Here is a 17,432-nt window from a genome sequence, read left to right on the forward strand (position 1 = left end):
TCAGGCGAATGGTTCTTTCGTTTCTTCATTGCGGATCACTTCTTTCTTCATGCGATCCATCTTAACGACTGGCCCAAATTTCCGCGACCACCTCTTGGTGCATTGGAGGGGGTCAACCCGCGCGACCTCGGCAACATCGGCTGGGTCGACGGGGTCAATCATCCCACCGACAGCTAACTTCTTCTTGGCATAAATACTCAAACAAGAAAATTCGGCGAATTTTCCTGGCCTGCCTCAGCTGCGGATTACACCGGCGAACTTGTCGAAGATCGCCTCGTTGGCACAGATCACCTCACCATCGGCAAGAATATCTCCGCCTTTGCGGAGCGGCTCGATGAATCCACCGGCCTCGCGCACGATCACGATGCCCGCCGCCATGTCCCAGGCATTCAGACGACGCTCCCAGAAGCCATCATACCGCCCGGCCGCAACATAGGCCATGTCGAGCGCCGCAGAGCCCCAGCGGCGCACGCCTGCACAGGTCGGCATGATCCGCGCCAGATCCTGAAGCGTTTCCGGAAGATCGGCGCGCCCGCCAAACGGCAGGCCCGTGGCAAAGATCGACTCGATCATCTTGGAGCGGCCCGAGACCCGCAGTCGGCTTTCATTCAACCAGGCACCGGCGCCTTTTTCGGCATAAAACGCCTCGTCCTTGGCCGCATCATAGATCACGCCGGCAACAATCTCGCCCTTGTGCTCAAGCGCGATCGAGACCGCCCAATGCGGCAGGCCATGCAGGAAGTTCGTGGTCCCATCCAGCGGGTCGACGATCCAGCGCCGCGTCGGGTCTGTGCCGTCTTCGCCACCGCCCTCTTCGGCCAGCCAGCCATAGGTCGGGCGCGCGCCCATCAGCTCGGTCTTGATGATCTTCTCGGCGGCAATATCGGCGCGGCTGACGAAGTCGCCGGCACCTTTCATCGACACCTGAAGGTTTTCGACCTCGCGGAAATCCTTGGCCAGTGCCCGCCCCGCTTTGCGCGCGGCTTTCAGCATGACGTTGAGATTGGCACTACCTACCATTGCGACGGCTCCTTTTGGGTCAGGCCGCGCGTATACGCCGCAAGAGCGTGCCACACAAGGGGGCGGCGGCCCAAACCGATCAAAGCGCGCGCCGTTTACTCTAATAGGGCATCGGGTGCTCTTTATGCGCGGTCTCGATCTCCTCAAGCACCTCACCGCTGAGCGTGATATCCCCTGCCCCAAGCGCGATCTCAAGCTGGTCCGGCGTGGTCGCTCCGAAGATCGCAGAGCACATGAACGGCCGCGTCAGACACCAGGCAAGCGCCATCTGCGAGGGATCAAGCCCGTGCTTTCGCGCAATGCCAAGATAGGCCTCGACCGCACCAAAGGCGCGCCCGGTCTTGCGCCCGCCCAGATCGCCGTTGATCGCCATCCGCGACCCACCGGGCACCGCGCCGCCCTGATACTTACCCGTGAGAAACCCCGCCGCCAGCGGCGAGAATGCCAAAAGCCCGACATCCTCATTAACGCTCAGCTCGGCCAGATCGGTATCATACAGCCGACACATCAGCGAATATTCGTTCTGGATCGTGGCCGCCCTCGGCCCATGTCCGGCCCCGGCCAGACGCAGCCATTGCGCCGTGCCCCAGGCGCTTTCGTTGGACAGGCCAAAATGCCGGATCGTGCCGCGCTCGACCTCGCTCTGCAACGCCTCAAGCGCCTCTTGCATATGTGCGAGGGTCTCTTCGCGGTTCTGCCCCGAGGGATCAAACCGCCAGTTCTTGCGAAACATATAGCTGCCCCGGTTGGGCCAGTGAAACTGGTAGAGATCAATGCAATCGGTCTTGAGCCGCCGCAACGACCCCTCAATCGCCTGCGGAATCGTCTTGGCCGAGATCGGCGCACCGTCACGGGCGTGCTTGAACCCCGCGCCGGAATGCTTGGTGGCAAGGATCACGTCATCGCGCCGCCCGGCTTTCGCAAACCAGTCGCCGATGATCTCTTCGGTCCGCCCGGTGGTTTCTCCCGAAATCGGGGTGGTCGGATACATCTCGGCGGTGTCGATGAAATTCACCCCCCGCTCCAGCGCGCGCTCGATCTGGGCATGCCCCTCTTGCAGGGTATTTTGCGTCCCCCAGGTCATCGAGCCAAGGCAAAGCGCGCTGACGTTAAGGCCGGTGCGGCCAAGCGGTTTCATCTTCATCACAGATCCCCTGTCCTTTGCCGCGCCACCCTAGCCACCCCGCCCACAAGTGCAATGCTTTCCCTTGCCTCGGGCGATCACACCGGGCAGGCTCAACCCATAAGAGTGAGGTATCGCGTGGGTCGCGACAAATCTGAACGCTCCCGGGTCTGGGTCTCAAACCCACTGAGCCTTGAAAAAGGTCATGCCTTGGCCTTGGCCTTGGCCGAGACCCTGATCATGACCGCCCTGGCGCCTTTCCTCTGGCACCGGGCTGGCTGGTGCCATTGCTACTCAGCAGCCTTGTCATGGCCGTGCTCACCATGCTGCGCAGCCCACGCTCGATCCGGTTGGGCCGGGTGATGTGATGGACCTATGAGAAGAACCGGATGTCTGATCGTCCGCTGACCGGCTGGCACGTGGCTCTGACAATGATCGTGGCGACGGCCCTCTGCGGTGGCCTCACCTACGTCTTGGCCAGCCATTGACTTGTCGGGTTAACGGGCTGGCCGCTGTTCTGGCGCAGCGCATTGCTCGGCCTGCTGGCTCTGAATTCATCTATCTCGGCAGCAGGAGCGGTCGCGGCACCCTGAATTGGCGGGTCGATGTGCGCGGGGTGGAGCATCCCGGGCATGTACGGCTCAAGTTGCTTTACGGTTTGGGCAAGCTGCGCAGCGCCTGCACCTATGCCACGATTGCGCTGATCCTTGTGGTGACGATGGGCCTGTTCCATGACACCTGTCGCCTGCCGCCCGCCCTGTCGGTCGGGATGGCGCATATCTTTGGCGCGGCCCCCACCTGCCCGCGCTCAGGATCGCGCCACGAAGGATTGAGAACAAATGACGAACATGCTAGTCTTGAGCCTATGACAACCGCCCTTCTCAACCGCCAATCCCATCGCCCACCCCCGGCCCTGACGGTGCTGGGCGACCTGACCCTGACACTGGCGCGGCTGCATGAGGGGTGTGGCCCGGCGCGGTATACCTTTGCGATGCTGGTGGCGGCGGCCAGCGAGGGGTTGGTCCTGTGGATCGCGCCCACATGGCAGGGTGATCAGCCAAACCCCGATGGCATGTGCCCGCTGGTCGGGCCAGAGCGGTTCTTGTTCGCGGCCCCGCAGCGGCGCGAGGATCTGTTGTGGTGCATGGAAGAGGCCCTGCGCAGCGGCGCGGTGCCGCTTGTGGTGGCCGACCTGCCGCAGCCCCCCGGCCTGACGGCAGTGCGCCGTCTGCACCTTGCCGCCGAGGCCGGAGCCGCGCGCGGCAACACCCGGCCGCTTGGCCTTATCCTGACGCCAGAGGACGGCGGCGCGCCGGGGGTGGAAACCCGCTGGTTCATGGCCCCGGCCCATAGCGCCAACAGCACCGCATGGCGGCTTGAACGGCGCCGCGCCCGCGCCGCGCCCCCCGCCAGTTGGCGGCTAACCGGGGCGCCGGGCGCATGGCAAGTGACGCAAACGTGACATCCATTGCATCTCCGCAGGCGTATACTTTTGAGGATGTATCGCATTGCCCTTTTATTGTGCCTGATTGCCGGTCTCGCAACAGCCGCCCCGCAAACCTATCGGCTGAACATCGCCCGCTCGACGGTGGGCTTTACCTATGGGTTTGGCGAAACCGTCAAGACAGGCCGGATGCCGGTCAAATCTGCCAATATGCAGATCGACCTCAAGAATGTTTCGGCCAGCCATATCGACGTCGACCTTGACGCCAGCGGCGCCACGGCCGGATTTTTCTTTGCCACGCTGGCGATGAAAGGCCCCGAAGTTCTCGACACGGCCCATTTTCCCACCATCCGGTTCAAATCGACCAGGATCACCGGCAGCCTGCTCAAGGCCACCATCACCGGCGATCTGACGGTGCGCGGGGTCACCCGGCCCGTGACACTCAACGCCGCCCTCTATCGACAACGCGGCACCGACCCTGATGACCTTGATAATCTGACCGTTTTTCTGACCGGATCAATTAGCCGCTCGGCCTTTGGCGCCAACGGGTTTTCAAACTATGTCGGCGACAAGATCGGATTGCGCATCATCGCGCGGATCGAAAAGTAACCCGGCTCGCCGAAAACGACGCCAAACTGTCGAAAAAGGCCGAGGCCCGCGCGAGGCGGGCTGACATGGTGAAGGCGTAATGCGCGTCATAATCTCCTTTGCGGCCCTCTTTTTGTCGGTCATCCTGCTTCAGCTGTCCACCGGGGGCGTTGGCCCGCTGGATGCGCTGTCGGGCCTCACGCTTGATTTCACCACCGCCCATATCGGCATGCTGGGATCGGCGCATTTTGTCGGCTTCTTCATCGGCTGCTGGTTCGCGCCGCGCCTGATGGGAAGCATCGGCCATTCGCGCGCCTTTGCCGCCTTTACCTCGGCCGGGGCAATCGGGCTTTTGGCGCATATGCTGGTGATTGATCCCTATGCCTGGGCGCTGATGCGGGTGGCTTCTGGGCTATGCGTGGCGGGGTGTTACACGGTGATTGAGGCCTGGCTTCAGGCCAAGGTCACAAACGAGACGCGCGGGCGCACCATGGGCATTTACCGGGTGGCCGATATGGGGGCGTCGCTGATGGCACAGCTGTTGATCAGCGTGCTCGCGCCCGCCTCTTACGTGTCCTACAATTTACTGGCGATGCTGTGTTGCGCGGCCCTCCTGCCCCTGACCCTCAGCCGTCTGCGCGAGCCCGAAACGCCAGACGCCCCGCGCCTGCGCCCGATGCTGTTGATCGCCTGTTCGCCGCTGGCCGCCGCCGGCGTGCTGGTCGCGGCGCTCTCAAGTGCGTCGTTCCGGATGATCGGCCCGCTTTACGGCCAGCAGGTCGGCCTTGCCGTGGATCAGATCGCGGGCTTTCTGGCGGTCTTCGTCCTGGGCGGGGCCGTGGCGCAATACCCGGTCGGCTGGCTGGCGGATCGCTATGACCGCCGCTGGGTTCTGATCGGCCTGTCGCTTGCCGCCATCCTCAGCAGCGTGATGACCGCCGCCACCCATGACCTTGACACCACCGGCATCCTGTTGACCGCCTTCTTCTTTGGCATGACCACCTTTCCGATCTATTCGGTGAGCGCCGCGCATGCCCATGATTTCGCCGAAGCCCATGAACGGGTCGAGCTTTCTGCCGCGCTGATGTTCTTTTTCGCCCTTGGGGCCATCGCAGCCCCGCTCATGGCCTCGACCCTGATTGATCATTATGGCCCGCCCGCGATGTTCGTCATGATTGCCGCAGGGCATGGTGGTCTGGTGGTCTTTGGCCTGATCCGGATGCGGATGCGCCCCGGCGCTGAAAGCCGCACGCCTTATATCTGGTCGCCGCGCACCTCTTTCCTGATTGGTCGCCTGACAGGGCGCAGCCGCGACAAACCTGCGAACCGGCGCTAGAACTGCCTGCAAAGACGCGCTAAAGGGGGCGCAAACCTTCAAAGGGCGAATAATATGGCACGGCATCTGATCACATCGGCGATTCCCTATATCAACGGGATCAAACACCTTGGCAATCTGGTCGGAAGCCAGCTTCCGGCCGATCTATTTGCCCGCTTTCAGCGCAGCCGCGGCAATGAGGTGCTGTTTCTCTGCGCCACCGACGAGCATGGCACCCCGGCCGAATTGGCCGCTGCCAAGGCGGGCAAGCCGGTGGCAGACTATTGCGCCGAAATGCATGCCGTTCAGGCCGAGATCGCCAAGGGCTTTGGCCTTAGCTTTGACCACTTTGGCCGCTCGTCCAGCCCGCAGAACCACGCCCTGACCCAGCATCTTGCCGGCAAACTCTACGAGGCGGGGTTGATCGAGGAGGTGACCGAAAAGCAGGTCTATTCCAACGCCGACAAACGCTTTTTGCCGGATCGCTATATCGAGGGCACCTGCCCCAATTGCGGGTACGACAAGGCGCGCGGCGATCAATGCGAGAATTGCACCAAACAGCTTGATCCGACCGACCTTATCGACCCGCGTTCGGCGATTTCCGGCTCGACCGATCTTGAGGTGCGCGAAACCAAGCACCTGTTCCTGCGCCAGAGCCAGATGCGCGAGCGCCTGAGCGCCTGGATCGACACCAAGACCGACTGGCCGATCCTGACCACCTCGATTGCGCGCAAATGGCTGAACGATGGCGACGGGCTTCAGGATCGCGGCATCACCCGCGATCTGGATTGGGGCATTCCGGTCAAACGCGGCACCGAGGACTGGCCGGGGATGGAGGGCAAGGTGTTCTACGTCTGGTTCGACGCGCCGATCGAATATATCGCCTGCGCCGGCGAATGGGCCGAGGCCAACGGCTTGGATGACGCCGCATGGGAACGCTGGTGGCGCACCGAGCGCGGCGCCGACGACGTGCGCTATACCCAGTTCATGGGCAAGGACAACGTGCCGTTCCACACCCTTGGGTTTCCCGCCACGATCATGGGCTCGGGCGAGGATTGGAAGCTTGTTGATTACATCAAGAGCTTCAACTATCTCAACTATGACGGCGGCCAGTTTTCGACCTCGCAGGGGCGCGGCGTGTTCATGGATCAGGCGCTTGAAATCCTGCCCGCCGATTACTGGCGCTGGTGGCTTTTGTCCCATGCGCCCGAAAGCTCGGACAGCGAATTCACCTGGGAAAACTTTCAGGCCTCGGTCAACAAGGACCTCGCCGATGTGCTTGGCAACTTCGTCAGTCGCGTCACCAAGTTCTGTCGCTCGAAGTTCGGCGAAGAGGTGCCCGCCGGGGGCGCCTATGGCCCTGATGAGGCCGCCCTGATCGAGCGGCTGAACACGCGGGTGCGCGAATACGAGGGCCATATGGACGCGATGGAGGTGCGCAAATCCGCCGCCGCCCTGCGTGCGATCTGGGTTGAGGGCAATGAGTATCTGCAAAACGCCGCGCCCTGGTCGACCTTCAAGGACAATCCCGAACAGGCGGCGATGCAAATCCGCCTCGCGCTCAACCTGATCCGGCTTTACGCGGTGCTGAGCGCGCCGTTCATTCCCGATGCCGCCGCCAGCATGCTGGGTGCGATGCACACCGAGGATGATCGCTGGCCCGACGACATCGGCGCGGCGCTTGAGACCTTTGCGCCGGGCCACGGCTTTAGCGTGCCCGAGGTTCTGTTTTCCAAGATCACCGACGAAGCGCGCGAAGACTGGCAAAGCCGGTTTTCCGGTCAGCGCACCTAAATGCAACAACCCTCAGAGGGCGGCAAGCACTCTCTGGCCGGTCATCTCCCCGGCTGAAAACGCGCCTTCGATCAGGCCGGGGCTTTGCTCGGCACTCTCGGACACGGCAAACCACAACCGCCCGTCCAGATGCCCGGCGCGCAGGGTCTCGGGGCCGACGTCGGGATGCTCTGGCGGCGTTGCGAGATCAAGCGCGCTGCAAATCAGCGGCTCTTGCGCCCAATCCTTGATCACAAGCTGTGTCGGCGTGCCCGCCTCTGGCCCAAAGCAGCGCGCAAGCTGATCCAGAATGGCGCAGCGAAGAGCCTCAGGGTCACTGGCGCGCTCCGTCACGCCAATCCCGACAAAGCCGAACAACGCCCCCGCGGAACAAGACGCAGGCGTATGGTCATGCACCTCGGCCAATGGCCCGCTGCGGCTGGCCACCCGCCCCGACAATCCCGCCTCGCGCCAGAAGGGGCGCGGATAAATCGCGACCGCCTTGGCCTGTTGCGCCATCCATGTCGGCGCGGCGCGCATCGCACGTTCAAGTGGCGGCGCGAGGCCCGCAATCGCAATCCTCTCAAGCGTGCCGCGCAATGGGGTGGCAAGCACCACCCGAGCCGCGCTCTGGCTCTGACCCGTGGCGGTGATCACCCGCAAAGCGCCATCGTCGGCCTCAACGCGCACCACCGTTGCACCGGTCTGAACGGTGCCCGGCCGCAGCTTTGCGGCCAATGCATCGACAATCGCAGAGGGCCCGCCCTCAATGCGCGAAATCCCGTCCTGCCCGATCAGCGGATGACGACGCGGCTCCCCGCCAAAGCCTTCAAGAATACCGTCGCCCGCGTCGTGCTGTGCGAAGGGCACAAGCGCCAGGCGATCCATCCAGCGCGCGACCACCGGCTGCCAGCGGGGCCAGACCCATGTCGGCCCGAGATCGCCAAGCACCGCGCCATCATCGCCGCGCATACCCTGAACGCGCCCGCCAATCCCGGCGCTGCCCTCAAGCACCATCACCCGTACGCCGCCCTCTTGCAGACAAAGCGCCGCCGTCAGCCCGGCAATGCCTGCGCCGATCACCAGAACGTCGATGTCACGATCCTTGGCCATGCTGCCTCTCCTGCCCCCATGCCCGTCACGGGCCTTTGGTTTAGACCGGGGCGGGGCGAAAATGACAAGCCATGACGCGCGGGCAATCGGCGGATGTAAAACGGTGAACAGCGCCGCCCGCGGCCTTGACACCGCAATGCGCCTTGTTTCTCTGACCGATCACCTTTCTCACGTGTCGCCTGACAAGGGCGTGAGCGGCGCCCTCAATCCATTGACTCAAGGCCGGGTTTTGCTCCCTAGTGAAGGGAGGGTTAAACGCGAGGCCGCACCATGAAACTCGACTCAAAAGCGTTTACTGCACCGTCGATTTCGGCACTGCTCATGGCGCTGTCCCTGCCCGCTGTTGCCGGTGACGTTAGCCGCGGCAAGACCCTGTTCAACGATTGCCGCGCCTGCCATTCAGTGATCGACGAAACCGAAAGCGTGATCATTCGCGGCGGACGCACCGGCCCGAATCTCTATGGGGTGATCGGGCGCCATGCCGGCAGCGTTCCGGGATTTTACTATTCCACGTCGATGGTGGCGGCGGGCCGGGAGGGGCTGCGCTGGAACGAAGAAGATTTCGTGGTTTACGTGAAGGACGCTACGGCGTTTCTGCGCGACTACCTCGACGATCCCACCGCCCGCGGAAAAATGGCGTATAAGCTGCGCGATACCAAAAAGGCCCGCGATGTCTGGGCTTATCTCGAAAGCGTCACCAAAGCCCACTGATAATCGCCGTTAAATCGCATCCCAATACCGATTGATCCGCCGCACCTCGTCATGCCAGAGCGCGATGAACGACTCGGCCAGTTTCGAGGGCGGGCGATGCGCCGGGGTAAGCGTGGCAAACGCCAGCGTGATCCCGGGACGGAAGGGCCGGAACACGACACGATCCTGATCCGCACCCCGATAATGCAGATAGCTTTCCGCGCTCAGCGTGTCGATGATCGCACAGGCCAGACCGTCTTCGACAAAGGTCAGAAGCGGCAGGTAATATTGCGTCTCGAAGCGCACATCCAAGTGGCACCCGGCCACTGAAAACGCCTTGTGAAGCTCCTTATGGCTGTGATGATCCGCATGCAGCGCCGCCAGCGGTCTGCCATCAAGATCGGCCGGCGTCAGCACCGGTTTTTGCGCAAGCGGATCACCGGCGGGCAGCGCGCAGATGCAATCGCTGGCAAAGGGTTCAGAGCGCACCAATTGGGTGTTCACCCCGAATTCGACCCCAAGATCGGCAATCCCGAGGTCATAGCTCTGGGTTGACATCAATTGATGCACCTGCGGCGAACTGCGCGTGAGCACGGTGACCTTGATCCCTGCATGAACCTCGGTGATGCGGCTTATCATCCGCGGCAACAGGAACACCGAGGGCCCCGGCATCGCCACGATCCGCAGGCTGCCGCTTTCAAGGTTGCGCAGGTTTTGCATGTTGCGCTGTGCCGAGGTCATCCGGTCAAGAATTTCCGTCGCCTCGGCCAAAAGGTAATGCGCCTCGGGCACCGGCGACAATCGCTTGCCCTTGCGTTCAAACAGGCAAAAGCCAAGCTCGCTTTCAAGCTGGGCAATCGTGCTTGAAATGGCCGGCTGGGTGCGGTGCAGATTGCGCGCCGCCTGGCTGACCGAGCCGGCGAGCATCACTTCGCGAAACACCGTGAGTTGCAGCAGGTTCATGGTCGCTCCCTATATAAGGTATATTTATATTAACCCAATAATTTGCGATTTGTATTTATGTTTTTTCTGCGCCACGATGCGAGTCACCGGGGGGCGCGGCCCAACGCCATTGGGCGTTGTCTATCGGCCAACTCACGACCCACCCGCAACGAAAACAACAGTGGAGAAATAAAAATGACATTTATGAAGCGATTTTCGGCGACGCTTATGGTCGGCGCGCTCTTGGCCGGGCCCGCACTGGCGCAAGATATGACGTTTTTCCGCATCGGCACCGGCGGTGCCGGCGGCACCTATTTCCCGATTGGCGGCATCATTGCCAACGCCATTTCAAACCCGCCCGGCTCGCGTGCCTGCGACGAGGGTGGCAACTGTGGCGTGCCGGGTCTTGTGGCGATGGCGCAATCGACCAACGCCTCGGCGCATAACGTCAACGCGGTACAGGCGGGCCAGATGGAGGCCGGTTTGACCGGGGCCGCGACGCTTCACTTTGCCTATAACGGCGTGGGCGTGTTCGAGGGCAACAAGAAACCCGACGTGCGCGTGATTGCCAATCTCTTCCCGGAGGATCTGCATCTTGTGCTGCCCAAGGGCGCGACGCTCAACGGTCTGGCCGACCTCAAGGGCAAACGCGTCGGCATCGCGCAGGCCGGCTCTGGCACGCAGATCGCGGTCGAGCTGATCCTTGCGGCGCACGGCATCACCCGCGATAACATCGAAGAGGCCGAGCTTAACAACACCCAAAGCGCCGAACGTCTGGCTGATGGTCAGCTTGACGCCTATTTCTATGCCGCCGGCACGCCGGTTGCGGCGATGATCCAGCTCGACAACACCAAGGGCATGGAACTTTATGACTGGTCCGAAGAAGAACTGGTCACCGGCAATACCGCCGTGCCCTATTACATCAAGTCGCTGATCCCGGCCGGGACCTATCCCGGCGTCGATTACGACGTTGATACGCTGGCCGTTTCGGGGATGCTGATCACCAACGCCAATCAGCCCGAAGAGTTGATCTATGAGATCACCAAGGCGCTTTGGACCTCGACCGCGCGCAAGCTTTTGGACAACGGCCACCCCAAAGGCAAGGCGATCACTGTTGAGACCGCGCTTGAAGGGGTCGAAGGGATCGGCGTGCCGCTGCATCCCGGTGCCGAGAAATACTATCGCGAAATCGGCATGCTGAAGTAAATCAGCGCGCCTATCGGGGGCGGGATCATCTGACACCCGCCCCCATTTCAGCCCCCCAATTGCCCCCCCCCGACAGGAGAGTTTCGCCATGAGCACCGAGCACACGCTGGATGCCAAGGCTCTGGAAGAGCTTGAGAAAAAGTACGATTCCGCGCTCAATACGCGCGACAACGGGCCCCTGCTCAAGAAAATCGGGTATTGGGCGACAATCGTCTTTGCGCTTTATCACATCTGGACCGCAGGCTTTGGCACGCCGGTCGATCATGTGCATATGGGCATTCACCTGGCCGGTCTTTATTTCTTTATCTTCATCAGCTTTCCGCTGATCCGCACGGCAAGCAGCCTGCATTACAAGGGCCCAAGCATGATGGCGCCGGGCAATGTGCCGCTTTATGACTGGGCGCTGATTGTCCTGAGCATGTTGGCCGCGCTGTTTCTCTGGATAAGCTGGCGGGGCTTTACCGGCTTTGGTCTTGATATCCCCGAACAAACCCTGCGCCAGGGCAATCCGACCACCACCGATGTTGTTCTTGGCACGATCTTGGTGATCTCGACGCTGGAAATCGCCCGCCGGACGATTGGCTTTGTTCTGCCGATGATCATCCTGGTGTTCATGATCTACGCGCTGTTCGGTCCGCAAATGCCCGCCCAGATCCTGCGCCATCCGGGCGTCGACTGGCGGCAGTTCGTCAACAACATGTATTTCCCGTCCGAGGGCATCTTTGGCATCACCCTTTGGGTGGTCTCGACGGTGGTGTTCCACTTTGTGCTGTTTGGCGTCGTCGCCCAGCGCATGGGCCTTGGCCAGTTTTTCATCGACAACGCGATGATGCTGGCGGGGCGCTATACCGGCGGGCCTGCCAAGGTGTCGGTCGTCTCCTCGGCGTTTTTCGGCACCATCTCCGGCTCGTCGATTGCCAACACCGTCTCCACCGGCTCGCTTACCATCCCGAACATGAAAAAGATGGGATACCCCGGCCATTTCGCCGCCGGGGTCGAGGCCGCATCTTCGGCCGGTGGCCAGATCACCCCGCCGATCATGGGCGCGGCCAGCTTCCTTATGGCCGAGTATCTCGAGGTGCCCTATACCACCATCGTGATCGCCGCCATCGTACCCGCCTTGATGCATTATATCGGCGTGATTTCGATCGTGCATTTCACTGCCCGCCGCCTTGGCCTTACGGCCTATGCCAAAGAGGATCTGCCCCGCTTTCTGGCGGTCTGGCGCGAGGGCTGGGTCACGATCGTGCCGCTGATCGCGCTCTTGATGGTGCTGTTTTCCGGCTATTCCCCAAATATGGCGGCCTTCATGGGGTTGATGCTCTGTATCATCGTTGGGTTCTGCGGCATCGACAAACCCGCGACCCTGATCATCCCGCTTGGGCTCTTGGGCTTTATCTTCTGGAAGGCCTCGCCGATGAGCGGCGCCGGTTTTTCGCCGACAATCGCCGGTGTGCTTGGCGCGCTCACGCTGATCGGATCGCTGCACCGCAACAAACGCCAGGATTTCGGCGATCTTCTGGATAGCTTTCACGTCGGCGTGCAATACGCGCTTGCGGTCGGGGCGGCCTCGGCGGCGGTGGGCATCGTAGTCGGTGTGATCAACACCACCGGTGTTGGCTTTCGCATGGGGTTCATGGTCACCAACGGCGCCTCGGATCTGTCGATGATGATCGCGCCCATGCTCGACTGGATGCCGATCGAGGCCTTTAGCCAACCCTCGTTGCAACAGTTCATCTCGCTGGTGCTGATCGCGATGGCCTGTATCCTGATGGGGGCCGGCCTTCCGACGACGGCGCTTTATATCATGCTCGTCGCGGTCGCCACCCCGGCGCTGAGCCAGCTTGGCGTGCCACCGCTCGCGACGCATATGTTCGTGCTTTACTACGGTGTCATATCCGAGATCACGCCGCCGGTCTGTGCCTCGGCCTATGCGGCGGCGGGGATTGCCAATGCCAACCCGTTCCGCACCGGGATGACCGCATTCACGCTTGGCCTTGGTAAGCTGATGGTACCGATGGTGTTTGTCTATGCGCCGACGATCCTGATCGTTTTGCCCGAGTATTTCACACTTGGCTCATTCCTTCAGGTCTCGATCACCTGCGGCTTTGGCATCTTCTGCGTCGGTGCGGCGGTTGCGGGCTTTCTGCTGGCGCCCCTGCGCGGGCTCTGGCGGTTCAGCTTTGTGGTCGGCGGCGTGCTTTTGGTCGCGCCCAGCCTCGGCAGCGACATCGCCGCCCTTATTGTCATGGCGCCCGCCATCGCGATGCAGGTGATCGCAAGCCGGGCGGCGGCGGTTCCGGCGCAGAGCGCATGAGCACGCCGCAGCCCACCGCCGTGATCGGCGGCGGCATCGTCGGGATTTGCACCGCCATTGCCCTGGCCGAGCGGGGCGCGCCGGTGTGCCTGATTGATCGTGATGCCCCAGGCCAGGGGGCCTCGATGGGCAATGCCGGGGTGATTTCGCCGTTTTCGGTGGTGCCGCAATCGCTTCCGGGGTTGTGGCGCGATATCCCGCGTTGGGTTCTTGACCCGTCGGGGCCGGTGCATCTGCGCCCGCGCCATATACCGCGGTTTTTGCCCTGGGCGCTCAGGTTTCTGCGCGCGGGGCAACGTGACCGCGTTGAGGCCACTGCGGCGGCGATGCATGCGCTAAACCACGACAATGTCATGCTCTACCGCCAGCTTTTAACCGGCACCGGGCACGAGGACCTCATAAAAGACAGCTATTACGTGATGGCCAGTCGCGCAGCCACCCCCGCCCGGCTTGACAGTTTCACCAATCAGCTGCGCCTGAAATATGGTGCCGAGCTTGAAGCGATTGATGCCGCCGCCTTGCGCGATCTTGAACCGGCCCTGTCGCCTGCTTTCGAATCCGCGCTCTTGATCAAGGCACAGGCGCGCGCGCTATCGCCGGGGCGTATCTGTGAAGTATTGGCCGATAAGCTGCGCGGGATGGGCGGCACGGTGGTTCAGGCCAGTGTCACCGGGCTTTTGCGCACCGACGAGGATTGGCAGATCAATACCGACAGCGGCCCGATCCGCGCCGCCAATGTTGTGCTGGCTGCCGGGGCATGGTCGGCGCGGCTCTTGACGCCGCTTGGCATTGATGTGCCGCTTGAGGCCGAGCGCGGCTATCACCTTGCGTTTCCCGACACCCCGGTAACGCTAAACAATTCGGTCATGGACACCGACATGAAGCTTGTCGCGAGCAGCATGGAGGGCGCCCTGCGGGTCGCGGGCACCGCAGAATTCGGCGGACTTGAGACCGAGGCAAGCCCCGCGCGGGCACAGGCGCTTGCCAAGGTGGCGCGCAAGCTTTGCCCGGATCTCGCAGAGGCGCAGTATGAAACCTGGTCGGGCCTGCGCCCGTCGTTTCCCGACAGCCTGCCGGCGATCGGGCCGATTGAAGGGCAACCCGGCCTTATCGCCGCCTTTGGCCATAGCCACTGGGGGTTTATGATGGGACCGAAAACCGGGCGGCTGGCCGCTGGTCTTGCCATGGGCGAGCGGCCCAACATTGACCTGTCGCGATATGATCCAGCGCGGTTCTAAGGCGTGTGGGGGCCCTAGCCGATGCCGCGCAGCGGGGCATCGTCACGCAAGGCGGGTTCGTATATCACATGACACCCACGTCCCCGCGCCTTGGCGGCGTAAAGCGCGAGATCGGAATCCGCCATCATCCGCGCCACATCGGGGGCCTCGTAGGCACAGCTTAGCGTCGCGCCGATGCTTCCTGAGACCCGACATTCCTGACCGCTATACATGATCGGCTCTTCGAGGCGCATAATCAGACGCGCGGCAATCTCGGTCAGCCGCTCACGCCCGGTCAACCCGGCAAAGATCAGCACGAATTCATCCCCGCCGGTGCGCGCGACAAGGTCGTCCGCGCGGGTCTCCGCCAAAATGCGCCGGGCCACATCCTGCAACACCTGATCTCCGGCGGCATGGCCCATCGTGTCATTCACCTGTTTGAAAAAATCCAGATCAAGGTGCATCAAGGCAAAGTCCTGTTCGGCCTGCATCAACCGCTCAAGCACATGATCCATCGCGCGGCGGTTCTTGAGGCCGGTCAGCGTGTCGGTATAGGCCTGCTCCTCGGCGGCAATGCGCGCCCCCTGAAGCCGCAGGTTAAGTTTGCGCGACGCCTCCATCGCGGCGGATTTCGCCTCGATCAGATAAAGCATCTCGGTGGTCAGGTCGGTCGCCGGAAAATCCCCGGCATTGAGGCTGAAGTCGCGCACCGCATCGACCACGGAAATGCCAAAGGACAGGTTGATGATCGCCCCCCCCGGCGGCCCAAGCGACGGCCCGTCTTGCGACAGGGCAATCAGCACGCCTTTCATCCCGGTGCGCAGACTGTCGCGCAATCGCAAATGCAACCGCGCGCCATGGCAGCCCCGCAGCCCCTCCATGGTATCGGCCACATGCGGACGGCGCAGTTCGACCCGCTCAAGGAACCGGGCGCCGATCAAAGGCTTATCCGCAAATACCTTGTGAAGGGTCGGCCCGGCATGAACCACATGCCCGGTTTCATTCAGCACCGCATGCATCGGGCACAAAATATCCAGCAGGTCGTAAGAGGAATACATTTCGTCGTTCATCCGGCGAGCCCCCCTACCCCAAGTTCAAAGCTCCGGCCGCTGGCAAATGCCGTTTCAAGCAGGCGAATCAGGATCACCTCCCGCCCCGCGCTTGCGCCTCTGTGTTCAAGAAACACCAAGGCACCGTAATCATCCGCCATCGCGCGCAGAACCCCCATCACCACATGACCCAGCCGCAGGTCGTGATGTTCGGACAGGCCAACATTCAGGCTATAACTGCCCTCGCCATGATCGCGCAGTTCAAGCAGCGGCAGATCAAGGTCAGCCACAGCAAGGCGCGCGCGCTCAGGCAGATCATCCAAGGAATGCAGAAAATCCACGAAATCCACACCTCCAAAGCGCAAAAGCCGTCTGGGCGCCTCGATATTGGGATGGGAAATCATATAAGTGCCGATATCTTCAAGCAGCTCCGGAACCGCCTTATCAAGACGCTGTCCCAGGGCCGTAAGGACCTTTTTGGTCACTTGCGGCTCATAGGTCATCATCGCCTCGAACTCGGTATACCCCAGATCAAGCCGCCCTATCGTTTCAATCCAGACATCGCGCCCATAGGTGTCGCGAACAAATCTTTCTATGGCGCGGTTAACCAGCCCGTGCATCGCATTCTCCACTCATACCACGCAACTTTGCCATGCTCAGGTTAACAAGCATTGAACGCCTAAAATTCAGGCGATTTTTCGCAAAGGTCGGCCAAGGCTTGCCATGGCAGAGGGGCGTTGCTACATCTTTCATATCCGTTGGGGTGCCCGTTTTGGGCTGAGAGGTAGCAATACCAACCCACCGAACCTGATCCGGCTCGCACCGGCGGAGGGAACGGAAACCGCGCCTCACCCCGGCGCCCTTCCTGCCTTTTGCCATGCGTCAAACAGAGGAAGGCCACCGATGCGCCCAATACCGCCCGACCTTGTGATCGAGGGCAGCGCCCGAATTGGCGACACGCCGATTTTCGGGCCGTTGCGCCTCGTCATGCCTGCCGGGCGCTGGACCTGCCTTCTGGGGCCGTCCGGTGTTGGGAAAACCACGCTTTTGCGGCTTTTGGCCGGGGTTGACGACGTGACCGACTTCACCGGCACGATCACCGCCTCGGACGGTCTGGCCTTGCCGGGGCGGATGGCCCTGATGGCGCAGGGGGATTTGCTGATGCCCTGGCTTGACGTGCTGGGCAATGTCACGCTTGGCGCGCGCCTGCGTGGTGCGCCGCGCGACAAAGAGCGCGCGCTTGCCATGCTGGAGCGCGTCGGTCTGGCCGATCATGCCCGCAAGACGCCAGATGCTCTTTCAGGCGGGCAACGCCAGCGTGTGGCGCTTGCGCGCACCTTGATGGAGGACCGCCCCATCGTCTTGCTGGACGAGCCATTTTCGGCGCTTGATGCGCGCACCCGCGCCCAGATGCAGGACCTGAGCGCCGAGCATCTTTTGGGCCGCACCGTTTTGATGGTCACCCATGACCCGGCCGAGGCCGCCCGTCTTGGCGATGCAATCCATATCCTGTCCGAAACCGGATTGACCGACTTCGCACCGCCCAGGGGCGGGCCGCCACGCCCGGTCGATGACACGGAAACGCTAGCCGCACAGGGCCGTCTTCTGGCTCTGCTGCGCGCGCCCGCCTGAGCA

The 17,432-nt window shown here is 62.3% G+C and carries 15 protein-coding genes and 1 riboswitch; of the genes, 9 read left to right on the forward strand and 6 right to left on the reverse strand.

Annotation, left to right across the window (positions count from 1 at the left end):
* Positions 1–234: 234 nt before the first annotated feature.
* The gene (locus tag BUB78_RS14350) at positions 235–1,020 is read right to left on the reverse strand and encodes an inositol monophosphatase family protein (protein WP_073199131.1); all 786 of its coding nucleotides are present in this window, start codon (positions 1,018–1,020) and stop codon (positions 235–237) included.
* A 100-nt stretch (positions 1,021–1,120) separates the two neighbouring features.
* Positions 1,121–2,164 (reverse strand): aldo/keto reductase, encoded by a 1,044-nt coding sequence (locus BUB78_RS14355; protein WP_073199133.1) that lies wholly within the window; start codon positions 2,162–2,164, stop codon positions 1,121–1,123.
* A gap of 463 nt (positions 2,165–2,627) precedes the next feature.
* Between BUB78_RS14355 and BUB78_RS21210 the strand changes: the two genes are divergently transcribed.
* The 4 genes from BUB78_RS21210 (at position 2,628) to metG (ending at position 7,284) form a co-directional block, all read left to right on the forward strand.
* A complete protein-coding gene (locus BUB78_RS21210) occupies positions 2,628–3,605 on the forward strand; it encodes an ImuA family protein (protein ID WP_245813495.1) in 978 nt (325 codons plus the stop codon).
* A gap of 36 nt (positions 3,606–3,641) precedes the next feature.
* Positions 3,642–4,196, forward strand: coding sequence for a YceI family protein (locus BUB78_RS14365; RefSeq protein WP_073199135.1), 555 nt, complete (start codon positions 3,642–3,644; stop codon positions 4,194–4,196).
* Between the two features lie 79 nt (positions 4,197–4,275).
* Positions 4,276–5,511, forward strand: a complete 1,236-nt coding sequence (locus tag BUB78_RS14370; protein WP_073199137.1) for an MFS transporter — start codon at positions 4,276–4,278, stop codon at positions 5,509–5,511.
* 54 nt (positions 5,512–5,565) lie between these two features.
* Positions 5,566–7,284, forward strand: a complete 1,719-nt coding sequence (metG, locus tag BUB78_RS14375; protein WP_073199138.1) for a methionine--tRNA ligase — start codon at positions 5,566–5,568, stop codon at positions 7,282–7,284.
* A 12-nt stretch (positions 7,285–7,296) separates the two neighbouring features.
* Here metG and BUB78_RS14380 read toward each other — a convergent pair whose 3' ends face one another.
* A complete protein-coding gene (locus tag BUB78_RS14380; RefSeq protein ID WP_073199140.1) occupies positions 7,297–8,376 on the reverse strand; it encodes a flavin monoamine oxidase family protein in 1,080 nt (359 codons plus the stop codon).
* A gap of 270 nt (positions 8,377–8,646) precedes the next feature.
* Here BUB78_RS14380 and BUB78_RS14385 point away from each other — a divergent pair, with 270 nt between their 5' ends.
* Positions 8,647–9,087, forward strand: coding sequence for a c-type cytochrome (locus tag BUB78_RS14385; protein ID WP_073199142.1), 441 nt, complete (start codon positions 8,647–8,649; stop codon positions 9,085–9,087).
* Positions 9,088–9,096: 9 nt separating this feature from the next.
* Here the strand turns inward: BUB78_RS14385 and BUB78_RS14390 are convergent, their stop codons facing one another.
* On the reverse strand, positions 9,097–10,029 hold the full coding sequence (locus BUB78_RS14390) for a LysR family transcriptional regulator (protein ID WP_073199144.1): 933 nt from the start codon (positions 10,027–10,029) through the stop codon (positions 9,097–9,099).
* 174 nt (positions 10,030–10,203) lie between these two features.
* Between BUB78_RS14390 and BUB78_RS14395 the strand changes: the two genes are divergently transcribed.
* The 3 genes from BUB78_RS14395 to BUB78_RS14405 all read left to right on the forward strand — a co-directional run bounded on the left by BUB78_RS14395 (position 10,204) and on the right by BUB78_RS14405 (position 14,769).
* On the forward strand, positions 10,204–11,214 hold the full coding sequence (locus tag BUB78_RS14395; protein WP_073199263.1) for a TAXI family TRAP transporter solute-binding subunit: 1,011 nt from the start codon (positions 10,204–10,206) through the stop codon (positions 11,212–11,214).
* A gap of 88 nt (positions 11,215–11,302) precedes the next feature.
* Positions 11,303–13,531, forward strand: a complete 2,229-nt coding sequence (locus tag BUB78_RS14400) for a TRAP transporter permease (protein WP_073199146.1) — start codon at positions 11,303–11,305, stop codon at positions 13,529–13,531.
* Positions 13,528–14,769, forward strand: a complete 1,242-nt coding sequence (locus BUB78_RS14405; RefSeq protein ID WP_073199148.1) for an NAD(P)/FAD-dependent oxidoreductase — start codon at positions 13,528–13,530, stop codon at positions 14,767–14,769. Before BUB78_RS14400 ends, BUB78_RS14405 begins: the two co-directional genes overlap by 4 nt.
* 14 nt (positions 14,770–14,783) lie before the next feature.
* On the opposite strand, the gene BUB78_RS14410 is transcribed toward BUB78_RS14405, so the two are convergent.
* On the reverse strand, positions 14,784–15,818 hold the full coding sequence (locus BUB78_RS14410) for a GGDEF domain-containing protein (protein ID WP_245813496.1): 1,035 nt from the start codon (positions 15,816–15,818) through the stop codon (positions 14,784–14,786).
* A complete protein-coding gene (locus BUB78_RS14415; RefSeq protein WP_073199150.1) occupies positions 15,815–16,417 on the reverse strand; it encodes a heme NO-binding domain-containing protein in 603 nt (200 codons plus the stop codon). Before BUB78_RS14415 ends, BUB78_RS14410 begins: the two co-directional genes overlap by 4 nt.
* Before the next feature lie 129 nt (positions 16,418–16,546).
* A riboswitch (TPP riboswitch) is annotated at positions 16,547–16,648 on the forward strand.
* Between the two features lie 52 nt (positions 16,649–16,700).
* On the opposite strand from BUB78_RS14415, the gene BUB78_RS14420 reads away from it, so the two are divergent.
* Positions 16,701–17,429: an ABC transporter ATP-binding protein gene (locus tag BUB78_RS14420; protein ID WP_073199152.1), complete on the forward strand. Its 729-nt coding sequence runs from the start codon at positions 16,701–16,703 to the stop codon at positions 17,427–17,429.
* The last annotated feature ends 3 nt before the right edge of the window (positions 17,430–17,432 follow it).

This window comes from Roseovarius marisflavi, from assembly GCF_900142625.1.
In the GTDB taxonomy this organism is placed as follows: Bacteria; Pseudomonadota; Alphaproteobacteria; order Rhodobacterales; family Rhodobacteraceae; genus Roseovarius; species Roseovarius marisflavi.